The sequence below is a fragment of the Ureaplasma ceti genome, assembly GCF_040369755.1.
Lineage (GTDB): Bacteria > Bacillota_I > Bacilli_A > Mycoplasmatales > Mycoplasmoidaceae > Ureaplasma > Ureaplasma ceti.
Window position 1 is genome coordinate 330,613 of record NZ_BAABQM010000001.1, and the last position, 20,951, is coordinate 351,563.

Annotated in this window: 15 protein-coding genes and 1 rRNA gene; 2 read left to right on the forward strand and 14 right to left on the reverse strand. The window is 32.3% G+C overall.

Annotated features, from left to right (window positions below; translation table 4 throughout):
• The first annotated feature begins 235 nt into the window (after positions 1-235).
• Positions 236-3,130 carry a DUF885 family protein gene (locus ABWU82_RS01245; RefSeq protein ID WP_353289694.1) on the forward strand — a complete coding sequence of 965 codons (2,895 nt, stop codon included), beginning with the start codon at positions 236-238 and terminating at the stop codon, positions 3,128-3,130.
• A 532-nt stretch (positions 3,131-3,662) separates the two neighbouring features.
• On the opposite strand, the gene ABWU82_RS01250 is transcribed toward ABWU82_RS01245, so the two are convergent.
• The 8 genes from ABWU82_RS01250 to parE are packed head-to-tail and all read right to left on the reverse strand — an operon-like array spanning position 3,663 to position 14,259.
• Positions 3,663-4,571: a PQ-loop domain-containing transporter gene (locus tag ABWU82_RS01250; protein ID WP_353289695.1), complete on the reverse strand. Its 909-nt coding sequence runs from the start codon at positions 4,569-4,571 to the stop codon at positions 3,663-3,665.
• A complete protein-coding gene (lepA, locus tag ABWU82_RS01255) occupies positions 4,564-6,366 on the reverse strand; it encodes a translation elongation factor 4 (protein ID WP_353289696.1) in 1,803 nt (600 codons plus the stop codon). The genes ABWU82_RS01250 and lepA overlap by 8 nt, the downstream gene beginning before the upstream one ends.
• Positions 6,359-7,048, reverse strand: coding sequence for a 5'-methylthioadenosine/S-adenosylhomocysteine nucleosidase (gene mtnN, locus ABWU82_RS01260; RefSeq protein WP_353289697.1), 690 nt, complete (start codon positions 7,046-7,048; stop codon positions 6,359-6,361). The genes lepA and mtnN overlap by 8 nt, the downstream gene beginning before the upstream one ends.
• A gap of 18 nt (positions 7,049-7,066) precedes the next feature.
• Positions 7,067-8,170: a nicotinate-nucleotide adenylyltransferase gene (locus ABWU82_RS01265; RefSeq protein WP_353289698.1), complete on the reverse strand. Its 1,104-nt coding sequence runs from the start codon at positions 8,168-8,170 to the stop codon at positions 7,067-7,069.
• Entirely contained in the window at positions 8,157-9,248 is a 1,092-nt protein-coding gene (gene yqeH / locus ABWU82_RS01270; protein ID WP_353289699.1) for a ribosome biogenesis GTPase YqeH, read from the reverse strand. The genes ABWU82_RS01265 and yqeH overlap by 14 nt, the downstream gene beginning before the upstream one ends.
• On the reverse strand, positions 9,235-9,813 hold the full coding sequence (locus ABWU82_RS01275; protein WP_353289700.1) for a YqeG family HAD IIIA-type phosphatase: 579 nt from the start codon (positions 9,811-9,813) through the stop codon (positions 9,235-9,237). The genes yqeH and ABWU82_RS01275 overlap by 14 nt, the downstream gene beginning before the upstream one ends.
• A gap of 8 nt (positions 9,814-9,821) precedes the next feature.
• On the reverse strand, positions 9,822-12,338 hold the full coding sequence (gene parC, locus ABWU82_RS01280) for a DNA topoisomerase IV subunit A (protein ID WP_353289701.1): 2,517 nt from the start codon (positions 12,336-12,338) through the stop codon (positions 9,822-9,824).
• A gap of 19 nt (positions 12,339-12,357) precedes the next feature.
• Positions 12,358-14,259, reverse strand: a complete 1,902-nt coding sequence (gene parE, locus ABWU82_RS01285; protein ID WP_353289702.1) for a DNA topoisomerase IV subunit B — start codon at positions 14,257-14,259, stop codon at positions 12,358-12,360.
• A 125-nt stretch (positions 14,260-14,384) separates the two neighbouring features.
• Between parE and plsY the strand changes: the two genes are divergently transcribed.
• On the forward strand, positions 14,385-15,161 hold the full coding sequence (gene plsY / locus ABWU82_RS01290; protein ID WP_353289703.1) for a glycerol-3-phosphate 1-O-acyltransferase PlsY: 777 nt from the start codon (positions 14,385-14,387) through the stop codon (positions 15,159-15,161).
• 116 nt (positions 15,162-15,277) lie between these two features.
• Here plsY and ABWU82_RS01295 read toward each other — a convergent pair whose 3' ends face one another.
• From ABWU82_RS01295 to rrf, 6 genes are all read right to left on the reverse strand, one after another.
• Entirely contained in the window at positions 15,278-15,916 is a 639-nt protein-coding gene (locus ABWU82_RS01295; protein WP_353289704.1) for a nicotinamidase, read from the reverse strand.
• A 23-nt stretch (positions 15,917-15,939) separates the two neighbouring features.
• On the reverse strand, positions 15,940-16,404 hold the full coding sequence (locus ABWU82_RS01300) for a hypothetical protein (RefSeq protein WP_353289705.1): 465 nt from the start codon (positions 16,402-16,404) through the stop codon (positions 15,940-15,942).
• 11 nt (positions 16,405-16,415) lie between these two features.
• On the reverse strand, positions 16,416-17,036 hold the full coding sequence (locus ABWU82_RS01305) for a PQ-loop domain-containing transporter (protein ID WP_353289706.1): 621 nt from the start codon (positions 17,034-17,036) through the stop codon (positions 16,416-16,418).
• Between the two features lie 223 nt (positions 17,037-17,259).
• Positions 17,260-18,999, reverse strand: a complete 1,740-nt coding sequence (locus tag ABWU82_RS01310) for a hypothetical protein (protein WP_353289707.1) — start codon at positions 18,997-18,999, stop codon at positions 17,260-17,262.
• Positions 18,992-20,719 (reverse strand): hypothetical protein, encoded by a 1,728-nt coding sequence (locus tag ABWU82_RS01315; protein WP_353289708.1) that lies wholly within the window; start codon positions 20,717-20,719, stop codon positions 18,992-18,994. Before ABWU82_RS01315 ends, ABWU82_RS01310 begins: the two co-directional genes overlap by 8 nt.
• 113 nt (positions 20,720-20,832) lie before the next feature.
• Positions 20,833-20,939: ribosomal RNA gene (gene rrf, locus ABWU82_RS01320) — 5S ribosomal RNA — on the reverse strand.
• Positions 20,940-20,951: the final 12 nt, after the last annotated feature.

Here is a 20,951-nt window from a genome sequence, read left to right on the forward strand (position 1 = left end):
AACAATTTAATTTTAACAAAGATTAAAACTGTTTTTTTCCTGTTTTTGTATGTAATCCGCAAGACGCGGTTTTGCAGTTTTTTTGTCTGCAGAAATTCCTAAGAATTTTAGGATTTAGTTCTTTTGAAAAATTTACTTAATAGATAATATAAGTGTTACTTATATGACGAGATATAAGTAACTAAAATCATAAGGTTACAATTACGTACAGTAATTGAAGATTAGGTATATAAAGATGATTTCTAAACGTAATAAAAAAATTTTATTTACTACTTTAGGTATCGCAGCTACTGCATTAACTGTTGTACCTTTAGCAGCTAGTTTATCAGCATGTAGTTACAGTAATGATAAACAACAAAAATTAGTAAACCCTGTCTTAGACGCATACAGTGATTTTACTAACGCTAAAGACCAAATTACTAGCAAATCACACTGTGGTTTAGCTTCTGATAGTCAAATTCAAGAATTAACTGCTTTGACTAATACATGATTAGAAAAATTTAATAATTTAGCCAAAAATAGTAAAGAATTAAACTTAAACTCTGATCAAGTAGTTTGAATTAATTCAATTATTTACAACCTAGAACAAGAATTGAAAAATTATTCTACTCATATTCAATGATTAGGTGGTTCTTCACTAGATAACGGTTCTACTTATCCGTTAGCTTCTATTCAAGACTATGTTGTATGAAATACTACAGGAACTAGTTTAGATCCTCAAGAAATTAGTGCCAATGATGTTAATAGTGTGACTCACAATTTAACAGAATATACTGGCTATTTAAAATTACTAGAAACTAATTTAAAAGAAGGGGTAGCCCACCAAGTAGCCCAATCTATTATTGGTCAAAGATTATTAATTGGTGATATGCTAAAAAACTTCTATCCCGAACAATTAGAATGATGAGCAAACCCAAGTCATAAGGGAACTGGTGCAAACGGTATTATCACTATTAATGATTTTATTAACGGTCCTAGTGGAGCAACAGATTATCCAAAAACCGACTTCTTCTTACAACAATTGCAAGATGTTAAACAAGCAAACGTTGGAGATGTCAGTGCATACGAAACAGCTTGTGAAAATGCTCAAAAACAATTGAACCAATTTATCACTTACTATGTTGGGGATTATTTTGCTAACGCTATTAAAGAGGGCAGTGATTACGGTTTTGGTGGAGCAATGGGAGCTAAAGCTAGACCATTCTTATACCAAAAACAAATGGATAATAATCAAGAAATTGAAATGACTTGAACTAACCAAGCCGGTACACATTCTCTTTATGGATTAGGTTTAACTGAAGAAGATTTAAACACTCATAGCGTAGGATTATCATTCATGCGTAACTCTACAGCTGGAGCTGATCTTTACAACCACTTACTTGAACTTTCAACTACAACTAATAAAACCGCTGAAGAAATCTTTAATACAGGTATTAAAGATACTCAAAACGGTACAGCTAATATGAAAGCTTTAGCCAATGCTGTAGTTGCCTTAGAAACTGGTAACAAGTACATTGATGCTGATGCTACTAAATCTGGTATTCAGACACAAACCACTTGAACTACTAATGTTAACATTGACCATGACGGTATCGGGCCACAAGCTCCACAAGCAACTAATTTAACATTCAAATATACAACTGATGCAAACAGTGCTGATTGAACTAAAAACTGAACTCAATTTAACACTTGATTAAATGATGAAGATTTCTTCTGAGGTAGAGAAAAAGAAAATGACGCTTCTATCTTCACTCAAAAAGACTACGACATCCTTTTAGGTCAAAACACTCCTACACAAGACCAATTAAATAGATACGGTTTAAGCGTTGCTGATTACAAATACTGAAAGAATGAATTAGAAACTAACGGTTACTGAACACAATGAAACCAAGACAATAAAATGTACGGTAGCATCCCAGCTAAATCTGTTTTATGTGCTGCTTTCACAGAATACCGCGACTTCAAAGCTTTTGTTACTAATTATGCAATGAAGTATGAAAATGGTAGATTCACAAAGAGTGTGTCTGAATTCGGTATCAAACCATGAAAATACAATGATAGAAATACTCAAGGGGCTGGTGCATCTGGCGGACCTGATGACAACCACTTCTATTTAAACATTGACCCATACTATGGTTTATCAAAATGAAGTGAACACTCATTCGTAGCTCACGAAACATTCTTAGGTCACAGAACTCAAGGTGAATACGTAGCTGAACACGGAGCTAAAGTAAACAATAAACAAGGTCCAATCTTCTCATTCTCTTCTTACGCTGAAGGTTGAGCACTATTCGTTGAATGATTCCAAAACCAAATCGGCGCTTACGGTAAACCACAAGCACCAGCAAACGGCGAAATCAACTATTCAAGTAGTTTACCTTCAAGCTTCAAAGGTACTGATGCAGAAGGATTTGTTGCTGGCGATTTACACGGTAACGATCATGGTGGTGAAAACTACCAAGACATTTTAAGAGTTAAAACCGGTAACGAAACTACAAGCTTTGGTTTCCAAAACGGAGTTTACTGAGATAAATTACAACATAACCAAGCTTACACTTTAAAAGATGATAAAGCTGGTTGAAGTATCGCAACTGAATTAGGCAATATGTTGCAATACTATGGTTTCTTAAACTTAGCTCAATTAAGAAACATGCGTGAAGCTGTAGATACTGCTATTCACGCTAAATTCAGTGCTACTTCACAAGATGGTAGTCTAGCTTCTGGCGCTTCAATTAACGATGTTAGAAAATACTTAAAGAATAACTCAGCATTAGATATCGGTAACATTCAAGCTGAATCTATTCGTTACTTAGTTTTACCTGGTCAAGCAACAAGTTACATGACTGGTGAACACGTGATGGAAGAGTTATACACTAACGTTAATAAGGCATACCAAAAAACTCACCCTAATAAACAATTAGTGTCTGACACAACAGCAGTTAAAAAACTCTTCGACATTTATTTAAGAAACGGTTCTATTCCGTTAGATGCGTTGAAAAACGAAGTAGACAACCCTGACATGATTGCTTATATCGTAGATGATAAACAAGCAATGATTAGTCAAAACAGAAGTTACACTGAAAACGATGCTACTGCATCATCTATTAACAGTGCCACTCAACAAAGATAGTTCTTTAATTTATTATTCAGAATTATTTAGGTAACAAAAAAGAAGTAAGCTTTGACACTTACTTCTTTTTTTGGTTAGGTCTTTAATTCTTTATCAATCAATAAATCAGTAAAGACAATTGTTACAAAAAACTAATCGTGTTATTTATTTACATAAACCTAACAAAGAAATATTCTAGGACGATATTTATTTACTACGCGCTTAAATTAATAATTAAGATTGACGAGATCTTAATTCAAGCGATTTAAAAGGTTTCAATAGGTATATATAATGATTGGTATACGTAATAAAAAAATAATTAGATTATTTATTCTGCACTACTATAGTTTCTGCATAACCATATGTAGCTTCACACTTAATTAATGTTTTGACAATGAAAATATTGTACTAAATTTTTCCTAAAAAACTCTATTAAATTTACTTAATTTAATAATAAATTTTTATTTTATTAGAGACAAATTGCTTTTTTAATAAAAAATCCTGGTCCAATTGAATTAGACCAAGATTTTGTTCAACTTGTACTATTATAAATTTAACCATCAATGCATCTAGTGTTTCTTGCACGAATGGTTGCGAACAGCCACGTTCTTACAGCGGCTTGTTGTTTTAGTTTACGTTTGTTTAAAGTGTAACCTACAATCTGTGCGATTACGGTTGCAAAATAAATTAATTGTCAGACTAATCCACCAGCCATTTCGCCGTACTGACCTTTATTACCCAACAAAATAACTTGTTGAGAAATAGAAACTGAATATCAGAATAACCATAAACAGTTAATGATGAATAAAAGAATGAAAGTTCAAACAGAGACTCCATCTCACTTAGCATATTTATACGACTTAATTAATTGAGGAATTAATCAAGTTACAGTTAAAGCGGGACACAGTAATGAAAAAACTGTAGCCGCTGTCTGACTAAACCTTACAACATGGTGCGTTTCAGGATAGTAGACTCCATTCATAAAGTGTTCGGTTTGAAAAGTCGTAAAGTGTATACAAATAAACACAATCATTAGTATTCAATTTAATGTAATCAAACCGTAAGCTCGTATTGATTTTTTCTTTATTAAATTAGGGTTGTAGTAATACAACATAATTAATAAAATTCCGTTAATGACCAGGGAGGTCATATCAGCCACAAAAGAAATTAAATAAGAAGAAAAATAACTACCATTAGGAAATTGAAAGATGCCAGGCGCAAAGGCTTCAAACGCAACCCAACAGAAAGAACCGTAATGTCACACTCAAAAGGAAGCATAAGAGACATTACCAACTCGTTTTTCTTTTAAGACTTTAATCACTTGTGGAATTGCAGCAGAAACAGAAATAACAGAACAAATTAATTGGATAATGAATAAAACTTGATCCATTCAAGCCGGTACATGACCCATTGTGTGTAAATCAGTAATGTGCGACGTGAAAAAATTAGCATTATTAATCATCTGATTTTAAAACTTTAACAAATACGTCTTGTGGCACTTCTACTTGGCCAATTGCTTTTAGACGTTTTTTACCTTCTTTTTGTTGTTCTAACAGTTTTTTCTTTCTAGAAATGTCACCACCATAACATTTAGCTAGAACGTTCTTTCTGTAAGATTTAATTGTTTCTCTTGCAATAATTTTTGAACCGATAGCGGCTTGTACCGGAATTTCAAATTGGTGACGTGGAATTAAATCTTTTAATTTTTCCACGATTGTTTTTGATTTTTTATAAGCAAAATCTTGGTGAGTAATGAAACTTAAAGCGTCTACTCTTTGACCATTTAACATTAAATCTACTTTTACTAATTTTTCTTTGCGGTAGCCAATTAGTTCGTAGTCCATAGTCGCATACCCTTTAGAAATAGATTTCAATCTGTCAAAGAATGAATACATGATTTCTGCTAGCGGTAATTCATAAACTAGTTTTCTTCTAGAGTTATCTAAGTATTCTAAATCCAAGTAATTACCACGGTATTCTTGACATAGTTCCATAATTGAACCTACATATTCTTGTGGTGTAATAATTTCAATTTTGACAAATGGTTCTGTCATTTCTGCAATTTCTGTCTTTTCTGGTAATTTGGCAGGGTTATCTACCTTTATTACTTCACCGTTAGTTTTAGTTACCAAGTATTCAACACTCGGTGCAGTCATAATTAATTCAATATTGAATTCCCGACTAATTCTTTCACGAATAACATCCATGTGTAATAATCCTAAGAAACCACAACGGATCCCAAAACCTAAGGCTTGAGAAGTTTCGTATTCGTAAGTTAAAGAAGCGTCTGATAAACTGATTTTAGCCATCGCCTCTTTTAAATCTTCGAATTGAGCGGTGTCAATTGGATATAATCCACAGAACACCATTGGCATAATTTTTTTATAACCCGGTAACGGTGTCTCACATGGATCGTTAGCTAAAGTAACAGTATCCCCAACGTGAACATCACGTGCCGTTTTAATTGAAGCGGCAATTCAACCTACTTCACCAGACACTAAGATATCTTTATTCACAATTTTTGGCGTTCTTACACCAACTTCAGTCACGATAAATTCTTTACCAGTGGCCATCATTCTGATTGTGTCTCCAGGTTTAATGGTTCCGTTTACTAATCTCACCAAACAAATAACCCCTTTGTATGAGTCATAGTAAGAGTCAAAGATTAAAGCTTGTAATTTAGCATCATCATGATTATCTTTTGGGGCTGGAACATGTTTTACGATTGCTTCTAAAACATCTTCTACATTTAAACCAGTTTTAGCTGAAATTAATGGCGCTTCTGAAGCATCTAAACCAATTACATTCTCGATTGCATCTTTTACTCTTGGAATATCAGCTGATGGTAAATCGATTTTATTAATTACTGGAATAATTTCTAAGCTATTTTCTAACGCCAAGTAAACGTTAGATAAAGTTTGAGCTTCAATCCCTTGGGCAGCATCAACGATTAAAACAGCACCTTCACAAGCAGCCAAACTACGGCTCACTTCATAAGTAAAGTCAACGTGACCTGGTGTGTCGATTAAATGCAAAGTGTAATCATTACCATCTTTTGCGTGGTAATTTAATTGCACAGCATTTAATTTAATTGTGATTCCACGTTCTCTTTCAATGTCCATTGAGTCTAGAATTTGGTCTTTCATTTCACGCTTAGTCAAAGTATTAGTTAACTCAATAATTCTGTCACTTAAAGTAGATTTTCCGTGGTCGATATGAGCAATAATACTAAAGTTTCTAATTTTACTTTTATCCATGTTTTACCTCTCAAGTTTTAATCATTTCACTTAATAATTGGTCAATTCAAACTGAAATAGTTTGTACATTTTTTAAAAAATCGTCGTGATTATTTTTTGAATCAAATACATCACTCACAAATTTTACACAGCCAAACGGAGTTTGTGTGTGTTGACAAACTTGAGCTAAAGCCACAGATTCCATATCTACTGCATAAGCTTGCACATCTTCTAATTCGTTAAATTTCATGTAATTCTTTTTCGTTACAAAAGAATCAATTGTCATGCAGTTACCCGCTTTAAATGGAATGTTTAATTGAGTTAACAAACCACCTAAAGTTTGAGTTAATTCTTCATTAGTTTTGAAAAATTTAGTTTCTCTAGGCATTTGGTTCATTGCATAACTGTCGTCAATAGTAACGTCTACATCACCGTACACATTGTTTTGCACTAAAACAACATCTAGAGGGTTGATTGTTGCGTTGCAACTACCTGATGTACCCACATTAATGATGGCGTCAATTTTAAAATTATTAATTAAATTCATGCAACTAGCTGCTGCATTAACTTTACCGATGCCACTAAAAGTTAATACGACTGAATCGTTTAACTGATAGAAGACTTGATTATGTTTTGTAATTTTTCTTGCATTTTGAGCAATTTTATCGGTTTCATAGTCTAATGCAACAATAATACCTAACATCGTAAATTCTCCTTTAAATTATTTTCTATTAAATGCTCTTTGTGTATGTTCGAATAATTCAACAAAACACTTGTCAATATCTTGTTTAGCTAGCGCTCTGAAGTATTCAATGTCACCACAAACATCTTCGTCAGTTCTATTAGGTTCTAGCTTATCTGCTAAATAAACCACTTTATCCAATAAAGTTGGTTCGGTTTCATAATAATCAAACGGTTTAGTGTGTCTTCTAATTGCATCTAACACTAAATCGTTACTAAAACCATATTCTGCTTTTAATTTGTAAGCCCCAATATAACCATGTAACACCTTAGGACTCACATAGTCAGTAATGCCTAAAATATTTTCTGCAATATCTACTTGTAAATCTAATGGCATATCTTTACAAATATCATGATAAATTCCTGCTGAATACGCTAAATGTGCTCATTCAGGTTTTACCGCTTGCATTAATTGTTTCGCCATATAGCCTACTCTTAAAGAGTGTTTAAAACGTGATTCTTTTTCGAATTGTTGAATTCTTTCAATAGCATACAATCCGTGATCGTTAATGTAGTTTAAAACATCTACGTTTAATGAATATGGTTTTAAGGGTTCTTTTCTAATTTCTGTACTAGATAGTTCTACTAGTTCTTCTTTTAGATAAATGATGTCTTGAAAATCTCTCACCGGGGTGTCACATAAACAAGTATTAGTTCTGCAACATTTACAGTAGTGTTGTCTTTTATAACAAATAATTTTTGCTTTTTTGTACAATTCGTCGTAACGTTTTCATTGTTTGAAAGACACCATTTGGTCACTACCTAACAAAATATAAAATTCATGGTCAGTATAGATTTCTTGAAAGTGTTCTAGAGTGTCAATTGTGTAACACTTTTGGTTTTGAGCAATTTCATAATCACTTACTTCCACTAATGGTCAGTTTTTAAATGCTAATTTAAGCATCGCTAACCGTTCAGCACCAGGAGTTAAAACTCTGTCTTTTAACGGCGTTTGAAAGTTAGGTAAAACTAAAACCTTATCTGGTTGGACAATATCCATTGCCTTTTTTAAAATTTTGGTATGTCCAAAATGGACTGGATCAAATGATCCACCAAAAAGAATAATTTTTTTAGATGATTGCATATTTAGCCACGCTTACTCCGACACGTTGGTCCATTGTAACGGTGATCTTTTTAATACCTCTATTTAATGTAATTAAACCAATACCAGAAATACATAAGTTGTGCTTACGAGTTGGGTCTAATTCAAATGTGTGAGTTACAAAAGTTGGTTCATCACTGTAGTGAACTTGGATGTCTGCTAATTCATTTCTCTTATAGAAAATTTTGTCAATTTTATCAAATTTTGTACGTCTTACAGTTACTTCGTTTGACACGTAGAAAGTAAAAGTTGCTCTTTCGCCTTCTAAGTAGTCAATAAAACCTAAACCTTCAATCATTAAAGATTGTTCAGGATTAATGAAGTAGTTTTTAGGACGTGTGTTTTTGAAGTTAGTTAATTTTTTCACTTCAGCTCTGCCAACGTAGTTTAAGATGTTTTGGTCCATTGGTAAACCCGGTGTGTCAATAATTTCACATCTACCAATTTTCACTTTTTGTAACAAGATTGTTGTGTTAACGTATGGACTAATAGTTAATTCTGGTTTTACTTCGTTTAGTTCACACATACGGTTAATTAAACTTGATTTACCTACGTTAGTGCACCCAACAAAGATAGCTTTCATTTTCTTCTTTTGAACTTTTTCTACTTCGTTGTAAAGTCTTTTAATTGAAGATTTATTGTTAGCTGAAGTAAATAAAATAATTGGTTTTCTAAAGCCAAATGATTGGATAGTTTTTTCAATCATTTGTGCTGTTAATTGTGAGTTTAATCTCTTTGGTAAACAGTCGACTTTATTTACCACAAAAGTTAATTTATCTTGGTGGTCTAAAAATTGAGTTAACACGGTGTCGTTCAAGTCTAAAACGTCTACTACGTGGAAGATGTGAGCGGCTTTATCTAAGTCAATTTCTTTAATTTGTTGCACGATTTGACCAACATCTAAGTTAGAGTTGTCAATTTCACCGTAATTAATTAAACGGAAACAACGTTGACAGTATTTAGTTTTGTTTTCTTCAAATTTAGCGACGTATCCAGTTTTTTTAGGGTCGTCATTTAAGTAGGCACCACAACCTACGCATTTTACGTTATAAGATTTCATACATATCCTCAATTTCTAATTCTTCTTTATCATTCAACATATTGTTATGTTGTAAATATTTATAAATAAACTTGTCTAGCAAGTTTAATAATCACCCATTTTTTTCTTTTGTCGAACTAACAATGGGTAAAGTTAGAATCGACTTTGCTTGTAATCTGTTTGAGACCCAAATGTCTGTAACCACTTGGTCACCAATAAAAATTACGTCTTCTTTGTTCATATTATATTTTTGAATCACCTTTTTCACCTTTTTAGTAATTGGTTTTTTGGCGTTTCAAACATAATCATCAGGCTTTAAAATTTTACAAAATTCAGTCACCCGTTTTTTGGAGTTATTAGACACTACAATAAACAATAATCCTTGCTTTTGGATGCTTCTCACAAAGTTAATCGCTTGTTTGGTAGGAATCTTTGTGAAGTGAGGTACTAAAGTATTGTCTAAATCACAAATGACCATCCGAAAACCTTGTTGCTTAAAGTTATTAATATTGATATCTTCAATTGAATTAACAAAGATATTTGGCCGAAAATAGTTTAACCAAGCAAATTGTTTATCTTTAATCATGAGTTTGTTTAAATAATTGTTAATTGTTCCACGTCATCATCGGTATCTTCGCTAGTTTCATTAGCCCGAGCTTTTGGTAATACGTCACCCGATGATGGTTGATCTTTAATTGCATCAGATAAATAATCGTTAATGTGTGAATCAACAATAGCATTCACTGTTTTAATTTTAGTAAATCTCACAGCGTTTGGTTCCAATGAACTAGTGTTAATTGATAATAAGTCATTTTCGTCCGTTAAAATTGTCACCACAGATGAACTACGGTTCACTAATACCATATTATTTAATTCAATATTCTTAGGTTGCTCTGAAACGATTTTACCGACAGCAGTCCGTGCTGACACTTTAAAGTCAGCTAAGTTTACTAATTTTACACCGTTTTTGTAAGACACTAATAAAACGTATGGTTTTAGCGTTTTACTTACTACAGCATTAACTACATGTTCATCTGGTTTTAACTTCATAGTTTTCACGCCAGATGCAGTCTTAGATGTGATTGGAATTTCACCACTACTGAAAGTGTAACCTACACCGTGATTATTTAAAATACTTACAAAGTAATCTTGACTCAATTTTACCGGTGAAACCGAAATCAAGCCATCATCACCTTTTAGTTTAAAGGCTGTTGATGATTTTAATTGTTTTGTGTTGAAAGCGTCATCAGCTTTCACTACTTTAGCCATACCATTTCTAGTAATTAAAACTAAAGCGTCATCAGCCTGAACTTCGTTCACAATTTGTGCATACATAATTTTATCTTTTGGCCCAATAGTAGTGAAACTATTAATATGTTCACCTACATCTTTTCACTTTACAGTATTCATTTTGTAAAGCGGTAGCACTAAAGTTTTAGCTTCTTGCGTTACTAACAATAAGTATTGGTTAGATAAACAACTGTTAACATAGAAGACAAAATCTGACTGTTTAATACCGCCGTCTTGTAAACTATTAGAATCAAATGTTTTCTTCGTTACAACTTTGATGTAACCATCACGACTGACCAATACGGCTAGTTCTTTCACTTCAATCATTTCAGTTTCATCAACTTCTAATTTTCTCACATCTTCTCTGATTTGAGTTTTTCTGTCGTATCCGTATTTTTCACGGTAATCACGCATGATTTGTTTCAATAATTGTTTTTGTAAAGCTTCAGAACTTAACAACGCTTGTAAATTATTGATTTTTTCAATCAACTCAGCTGATTCTTGTAATAAGTCGTTTATATCAGTTTTAGTTAAACGGTATAATCTCAAGACTACAATAGCTTCTGCTTGGTTTCAAGTGATGTTGAAGTAATCAATCAACGCTTGTCTTGCCGATTCCTTAGAATCAGCTTGTCTAATTAATTTAATTACAATGTCGATTGCATTAATTGCTTTAATTAAACCCTCAACAATTTCTAATCTATCTTGAGCTTTCTTTAAATCAAATAAAGCAGTTTTTCTTTGAATATCTAACGCGTGATCGATGTAAGTTTGTAAGGCTTCTTTCATGCTTAATAACACTGGTTTACGGTTTACAATCGTCACAAAATTTGTTGAGTAATTAATTTGTAAGTGTGTGTTTTTTAATAAGTAATTTCTTACTTGGTTTAAATTTTTGTCTTTTTTCACATCAATAACAATGCTGATACCATTTTTATCAGATTCATCACGCACTTCTAAAATTCCACCAACTTTTTCGTCATAAAGAATTTCGTTTAATTCTTTAATAATAGTAGCTTTAGAAGTATCATAAGGAATTTCTGTAACGATTAAACGGTTTACTTTTTTATCTTTTTCGTCAAATTTAATTTTTGAAGAAATGATAAATTTACCACGACCAGTTTCAAAGGATTCACGAATACCTGCCGCGCCTTCTATAATTCCACCAGTTGGAAAATCTGGTCCAGGAATAATCTTTAATAATGTATCTAAATGAGCGTTAGGGTTATCGATTAAATAAATAATTCCGTTAAAAATTTCAGTTGGGTTATGCGTCGGAATATTCGTTGCGTAACCAGCAGCAATCCCCATACCACCGTTAATTAATAAGTTAGGTAACATTGCTGGTAAAACAGTAGGTTCTTTTTCAGAATCATCAAAGTTAAAGGCAAATGGTACAGTATTTTTTTTAATGTTAGACAACATTAAGTTAGATACTTCTGATAACTTACATTCAGTGTAACGCATTGCAGCAGCTGAGTCACCGTCAATAGAACCATTATTCCCGTGCATATCTAATAATGGTAAATTGTTCTTTCAGTCCTGAGACATTCTAACCATCGCTTCGTAAATTGAAAAGTCACCGTGTGGGTGGTACTTACCAATCACTTCACCGACAGTTCTAGCAGACTTTTTATACGATTTATCAGCTGTTAAGCCTAATTCATACATTGCGTATAAAATCCGTCTTTGAACTGGTTTTAAACCATCTCTCGCGTCAGGTAAAGCTCTGTCTTGAATAATATATTTTGCATATCTACCAAAACAGTCACCAATCAAAATAGAAAGTGGTTGGTTAATTAATTTTTTATCTTTATCCATTCTTAAGCTCCTATCTTAATTAGTCATCGTATTCAAAGTTAACGTTTTCATCAATTCATTTTTTTCTGACGCTTACATTTTCACCCATTAAGATGTCAACTTGTCTGTCAGCGGCAATTAAATCTTTAATATCTACTTGTAATAGCATTCTGTGTTCAGGGTTCATTGTGGTTTCTCACAATTGATCAGCATTCATTTCCCCAAGACCTTTATATCTTTGGATTTCATAAGACTTGTAGTGTTCTCTTCATTGATCCAATTCTTCTTCATTTCAAGCGTATTTAAAATCGCCTGGATTACTTTTTTTAGAAATCTTATATAAAGGTGGAATAGCCAAATAAATGTGACCGTTTTCTACAAGTGGTCTCATAAATCTGTAGAACATTGTTAACAATAAAGCTTGGATGTGTGAACCATCGACATCGGCATCGGTCATAATGATAATTTTGTGGTATTTTAATTTTTCAATATTAAATTCTTTACCAATTCCCGTTCCTAAACAAGTAATAATTGTACCAATTTCTTCGTTTTTTAAAACATCAGATAGCTTAGCTTTTTCAACGTTGATGACTTTTCCTTTTAAAGGTAAAATCGCTTGGTGTTTTTTATCACGACCTAATTTGGCTGAACCACCGGCAGAATCCCCTTCAACTAAGAATAATTCGTTCAACTTAGCATCTTTTGATTGTGCGGGTGTTAATTTAGAACTTAAGATTTTTTCTGCTTGTTTACTCTTCGTTTTCTTTACTGATTCTCTAGTTTTTTTTGCAGCTAAACGTGCTTCCCGAATTGCAATCGCTTGTTGTACAATTTTAAAACTTTCTGTTTTATGTTGATCTAATCAGTATGTGATTTGTTCTTCTGTAATTTTTCTTAAAGCCTCATAAGCTTGAGGTGTGAATAATTTATTTTTAGTTTGGCCTTCATAAGTAATTAATTTTTCTGGAACTCTCACTGAAATAATGGCAGTTAAACCTTCCCGAACATCATCACCTTCAAGGTTTTTATCTTTTTCTTTTAATAATTTTCATTTTCTTGCATACGCATTGATAGCAGAAGTTAACCCAGCTTTAAAACCATTTTCGTGCGAACCACCTTCAATGGTTTTAACAGCGTTAGCAAATGACACAATAATTTCGTTCATCTCAGTTGTGTATTGACACGCTACATCTACTTCAATTTCGTTTAAAGCCGATTTGTATAGAATAACTGGTGAAGTTGTCTTCTTCGGAATATTAATGTATTCTACAAATTCCTTAATTCCTTCTTTGGCTTGGAAAACTTCAGTTACATTATTCACTTCATCCACAAAAGTAATTTTTAGACCTTCAAATAAAAAGGCTGATTCGTGTAATCTTTCATTGATAATTGAAGGACTAAATTTTAAGTCTTTAAAAATTAAAGGATCTGGGTGAAATTCCACACAAGTTCCTCTTTTAGTGGTTTTACCTACAACAGTCAATTTTTGTTTAATGTGTCCGCCATTAATAAACTTTGCTTCATGGATTTTACCGTCACGGTAAACTTGACAGACTAAACTATCACTTAAAGCGTTTACTACAGAAGAACCTACCCCGTGTAGCCCACCAGAAGTTTTATAAGCACTATCGTCAAATTTTCCCCCAGCATGAAGAATAGTAAACACTGTTTCTACAGCGGAAATTTTTGATTTGGGATTAATGTCTGTGGGAATCCCTCTCCCGTTATCTTCAACAGAAATAACATTGTTTGCCTTCAAGGTTACAACAATGTTATTTGCATAACCGGCCATCGCTTCATCGATTGAGTTATCTAAGATTTCTCAAACCAAATGGTGAAGGCCTCTAATGTCTGTGGAACCAATATACATTCCAGGACGTTTTCGTACTGGTTCTAATCCTTCTAAGACTTTAATCTTACTAGCGTCGTAATTTTGTTCCATAGTTACTCTCATTCCTTTTTTATGTTTTATACTTTTATTATTAATTATAAAATATTAAATTTATAATAAGTTAATTGAGAAATCAATCATTTCTACTATTAATAGACAATTAAGGACATATTCTCATGACGTATGCAGGAGCATTAGTAATATTAATTTTAGTTGGATCTGTGATTGGCTATCTTTCAGGGTCCGTTTTATATGCCGTTCATATCGGCAAATGATTAGGTAAAAAAGACTTACGGAAGTTTGGTTCAGGTAACCCTGGTTTTACCAATACCACTAGAGTCTTTGGTTGAAAAATCGGTGCTTTCGTTCTAATTTGTGATGTATTAAAAGCGGTAATTCCGACACTAATTATGTTCATTATTTACTGATTCTCATTAAAGAATGTATTAGATGCACACATTACTACAAGATATAACCCCGCTATCTTTATTTACTTCGCTGGTTTCTTTGCAGTTTTAGGCCATTTATTCCCAGTATATTACAAATTTAAAGGCGGTAAGGGTATTGCTAGTCTAGGCGGATTATTATTAATTATGAGTCCTTTTATGGGCGCGACAGCTGGATTAATTATCATCCTATGTGTATTAATTACTAGATATGTCTCATTAGGTTCAGTAATCGCTGTTTTACTAGCACCATTCTTGGCGTTAGTACCTGGAGTTAACTACACTTACTTAATGTATCCTGATATTCATTTCTCAGTTTGAACTGCCGTTCACGAACCATGTATATTCTTACCATTATTTGGTATGTTATTATTCTTAGGTATCTTCATCATTGTGTTGCATATCCCTAACTTAAAGAGAATCGCTAAGGGTGTAGAAAACAAATTCTGAAAGATTCCTAGCAAAGATAAAGTGGAAAATAAAGTTCCAACTGATATTCAAAAATAATTTTTAACTTAAAGTCTGTGAAGTCAAAACTTCATAGATTTTTTTATTCGTACAAAAAAATCTTAGAATACACAGACCCTAAGATTTTTTGTTTTAACACTTAGTTAATTCGAACTTTATAATTTCATGAAGTCTGCAGAAGTAATAATTTTTACCCCAACAGCTCTATAGTTGTTCAAAGTTTCTTGTTCTTTGTCGATAAACACTGGTTTAGTAGCGTCTTGGATCAAGTAAACTTCGTAACCTAATTTTCTAGCATCGATGGCATTGTTGTATACACAGAAGTCTTCTGCTAAGCCACAGATGTAAATAGTGCCAACATCGTGTTTTTCTAAATAATCTTCAATAAAGTAGTTGTTAATAACTTTACCATTACTAAAGAAAGCACTGTAAGCATCCATCAAGATATCCATACCTTTGTGGAAGTAAGCTTCAATATGTTGGATATCAAGTCCAGGAACCATTTCGACTCCTTTAGTACCTTGCACACAGTGTGCTGGTCAGAAGTAAGGTTCTTGGTATTTTAAATAACTTTCAAATTCTTCATTTTCGTATAAATGTTTATTTTTTTCAAAAGAGATATGACCTTCAGGGTGATAGTCTTTTGTCGCAATAATACGGAATTGTTTTTCTAATGATTTATGAATTAAGTTGTTAATAATTGGGACTATTGATAAGCCACCAGTTACTGGTAAGGCTCCGCCTTCTACGAAGTCATTTTGCATATCAATGATTAATAATGCGCTTTGTTTCATAAGGATACACTTTCAACAATAAATTATTTTAATGTTTTGTGGTGAATTTTTTCATAGTTTTTTAAGAAGTCTTCACAGACTTGTTGTTCAGTAATACCTGTTTGTTTAGCCACTTTTTGGTTATGAATCTTATAACACAAAATGATACCACATAAGATAAAACTAATACCATCAAAGATTACTAGTGAGTAACCAGACGCAATCGCCCCGTTACCTCAACCGTCTAATTTGGCTTGTCCACCTAGTAACCCACCATAAATAACGAACGCTAATAATGCAGCCATGGTTAGGATTCACATTTTAGAGCTTAAGAAGAAAGTTTGGTGATTCATGATAATTCTAATAGTTCCAGGGAAGTAAGCTAAGAAAATGACAATAGATGAGAATCAACCAATGAAGGCTAATCCTCCACTTCAACCAGCATTATCTCAATGAGTACTTAAATGAGGTAAGGCTTGGTTCACTGATGAAGCTAATTCGGTTAACATAATTGACCTCGTTACGCTTGACTGCTAGTTGTATTTTTAGCAGTTGTTACGTTTTCTTTAGCTTGTTGTTTTGCTAATACTTCAGCGTATAATTTTTCGCATAAAGCAGCTTCAGTGATGTTCATTTTTTTAGCTAAAATCATGTTTTTAACTTTGTAAATTAAGATTAATAAAGCAACGATAAATCCAGAAACGTCACAAACAAATAAAGCTAAACCGTTAATTAAACCTGAGTCAACAGCTTGCTTATTTGCGGCATTTAGTGTTGCAAGATTAAGATTATCAACTGTGGCTTTGTCTGACAAGAAACCAAGGTCTTTCAAGGCGGTAATGTTATTTGTTGCTAAAGAACCTTCAGCAACATATAAAATACCCCAAATAATAAAGCCGGCTTCTGCAATTACGACAAGCAATCACATAATAAAGCTTAAACCAGTTGTCCCCTTCGTTTTAAAGGTTGTCACGAATTGAGGAATATAACAGAAACTAATAATTACACTTCCGATGGTTCCGAAGATAATTAAAAGAACTTCATATGCCCCGCTGGCACCTGAGAATAATCCGTCTGGATTACCCAACAAACTTTTATCTATTCCGTTATTTACGCTAGCAGCTAATGTAGCTAATTCCATAAATAACCTGCTTATTTTTATAGTAGAACTATGTAAGCGAGAGTTTAGAAATAATTTTTTGTTTCTCACTTACAACTAAAATATAACACCACTGTAAATAAAAAATTCAAAAAAAATATAACAAAAAAAGCCCAGTTTTTTCGCTTACACAAATTTTCAACTAAGCCCCTGTTTTAAGCTACACATAAAAAAATCTTACTTAGTCTAAGACTAAGTAAGATGGTTATTTTACTTGATTGATTTTCTTCATCCGGACTTTATCTTTGATTAAAGTCACCATATAGAAAATGGCGATGGTGAATAAAACTGTGGCCAGAATTGAAGTAATACAAATCACGACAATGTTTGTCGTATCTAATACACCTCCATCTTTACCTACAGCCATCACAGTAAAGATCATCGCAAAGAAGTTAATAAACCCAATTACCGCAGCAACAATTAAAGCAAATGATAGCACTTTGTGTTCATATTGTTGTTTATAAGAGTTTTCTTTTAAGAAAATTTGGCTCAATAAAGATTGTCATGAACTCTTATAGTCCACCGTTTTTTCCATTTGTAAGACAGTATCTTTTAAGTCAGTAACAACTAAAAAGTTATCGTATTCACTAAAAATAATATTTTCTAACAACTGGTGTTTTTCTCTTCAGTAGTTAGCGTTTCTTTTAACCGCTGCATTATCTGAGTTTACTTCGTAGTTTAACTGTAAGTAAATTTGGTTCCGTGAACTTAAATATACTTGTGATCAGAAGTATTCATCAAACAAGTCGTTTTCGCCACGAGAGACAATCAGCACACTACCTTCTTCATTAATAAAAGTTCTGAAGTTATAACTTTCTTCACAAGTATGGAAGTCTACTTTTTCTTCAAAAGCTTCAGACATTTTTCTGTGAGACCCGTAGTTACTTTTAAAGACAACGTTCTTTAATTGAGAAAACTCAATAAAGTGACTTGAGTTAGAATCAATTCCAAACACTTCTGGTGTCATGCATAAGAAGTACAAAATCTTTAAGTTAGAGTCTTTTAAGAAGAAGTTTTCGTCGTAATATTCTACTTTTTCATCATTGTTATATAGTGAATAAATGGTTGATGGAAAACCAATGTTAAAGACAGAACGATAGTCTTTCACATCAAAGTTCAACTTAACAAATTTAGTTAATAAATAGAACAAGTTTTCCATGTTATCTTCTTTATCAGAAGCTTCCGTAGAAACATCAAATGTCTTAGTGATTTTTCTAAAATCTAGTTTTAATAAATTCACAATTAGAGTGATTAAACTGTAAATAACTAGATTAGCGAATAATCAGTCATATTTATAATCTTTCACTTCTTCTTCGTCGAATTCGTCAAAGTTTAAATATTTTCTTTCGATTAAATTCGTTCAGTTACCATAAATATCATCAATAGTAATATTCTTAAAACTAATTAATGATCTGTCATTATTAGTTTCTGTAAATTTATTATTAAATAATTTAGTCCGTTTTTTAAAAGATGTATTCTTTTCAAAATCGTATTTATTAATGATATCCACTAAGTTTTGCATGTTTAACGGGAAGAACTGCTTGCTAATGAAGTTTTTCATCAGCGACTTCAAATAAATGTCTTCGATTAAATCATTAATGTTTGCGTTTTCTTCATAACTATGGTTAATACTAAAACCACCGTTAACAATTTTATTTTTTCAGTCAATGGTAATGGACAAATTTAAACCATTGAAATATTTAGCAATAGGATTGGTTTTCTTGAACCCAATCAAATAGTTAAATTGTTGTTGTGTATCGTCAAATTTCTGTTTTTCTAATTTAAACATAGGTTGACGGAACTGACGTTCTAGTAATTTTAAAACTTCTTCTAAACTATTAAATAAAGATTCAGAAGATCAGGTTTGGTTTTCGATATTATCGAAGTAGAAAGGTACAATGTTTTGAATTTTTAAAGTATATTCTTTTAAAGCGATTTTATCCATTCTTAATCTCCTTTCTTCATTCTTTGATTTTCCGTTTTATCATTTCTAAACCACCACTTGAGTAAGCAGCATAACCAAGGACAGCAACAAGCACCACCGCAAAAAGTGATGAAATAACGATAACCACAATTTGGGATGTGCCTAAGAACTCTTCGTTAGCTTTAGATTCTGCAAGGATTGTAAACACGGTGTTTAAGAAGTCAAATAAACCAAAAATTAAGGCAATCACAAATGCATAAACTGTGTTTTTCACCCGTTTATCTAAGTGGATTTTGATAATCCCGTTAGAAACTTTCGTGTCAATCTTTTCTAAGAAGTTATTAATTTGTACAGACGCCATCATTTTTTTCACAATCTTTTTCAAGGCTGGGTTACCAAAATAATTACCATGGAAACTAAATCTTAAGTTATTTAAACGTTCTTTTGATTCAAAGATTTCTACTGTTTTCATCTTGGTTTCAGCATTAGAGACTACATCATCGATGTTAATCATTTTTTGCATTTTTGTGTGAATAAAAATTACAGATCAGAAGTATAAATTAAAGACCTTTCTGTTGGCATCCAATTCGTATTTAATGGATGGTTTTTCGACATCACTAATGTCGATAGGGTTATTGTTTTTTACAATTAAACTCGTTAATTCTGAATTCACAAATGTAACATAGTCATAGTTTCATTCACAAATAGTTTCTTCAACTAAGTCATCAATAACTCCATCCACATTCTTAGTGGTGTTATAAGCGCTAATATTCGTTAATAAATCAGAGAATTGTACTAACCGTGAGTATCTGTTGGTAATCCCAAATACTTCTGGGTTAATCATAATAAGATATAAAAGTTTAAAGTTATTGTTTGATAAGAAGATGTTATCATCTTCATCTAAAAAAGGTTGTTGGCTATCTCTAATAATCTCATAAGACAAGAATGGCTTTTCTAAACAGAAATCAGATTTTAGAGATGTATTTAAGTGCAATAAGTGTCTTACTCTAATTAGTTGACTAGTAGACTTGTTGACTTTATTTTTTTCTTTTTTAACGTTAGGTTTTTGAAAATAATTTTTAATCTCGTAATGTACCACATTAGCGATCATAAAAAGCTTAATTAAGCCCTGGAAGTTTAAGTTCATTTCTAAGTCTTTAGAAGCTTTATCTGTTAACCATTTTTCTCATAAATTATTAAATTCAGACAATCATTGAGCATCTCATTCACTCACAGGTAAGCCCCTAAATTCTTTACTAATAAAAAAACTTAGTAAATTTACTTCGTACACCTTTTTAATTAAACTTTCAAAAGTTCTTTGAGCGTTAGCGTTTCCTCAGTTAAAGCTAAATCCTGCTGATAATAATTTATTTTGTTCATCTAAATATAAGTTAAACTGGATTTGTTCAACAATTTTAAACGCGTCATGGTTAGGATTAACCTCTAAAGCAAAAATTACTTTTTTATTCGCTAGTTTGTCCCCTGCAACAACAAAGTCGCTACCTTCATCTTTGATGACAGCATAATGGGGTACAAGATTATTAGGACTAGTTTTTTTCACCAATAAATCTTTTAAATAGTGAATGTTATCTAGTACTTTATTAATTTTTTCTAACAATAAAGGAGCATTGATGCCTTCACGTGCTCCGACTTCGTTATCAAAGAAAGATTTATGGATGTTATCAATATAAAAAGGAAACATCATTCTAATTTTTAAACCATTAACTAATTTATTATCCATAGGTAAATCCTTTCTTCGAAATTGGACATTCCATATAATTATATATAACTTTTTGCAATATCAAGTAACGTAAAAAAAGGACATTCTCGGTTAAGAGAATGTCCATTTTGGTTGCGCGACGATGTCCTACTCTCACATTTCTGCTACAATCGGCCCTGATGTGCTTGACTTCCGTGTTCGGTATGGGAACGGGTATTTCCACATCGGTATCTTCACCGCACTATTCGGTAGA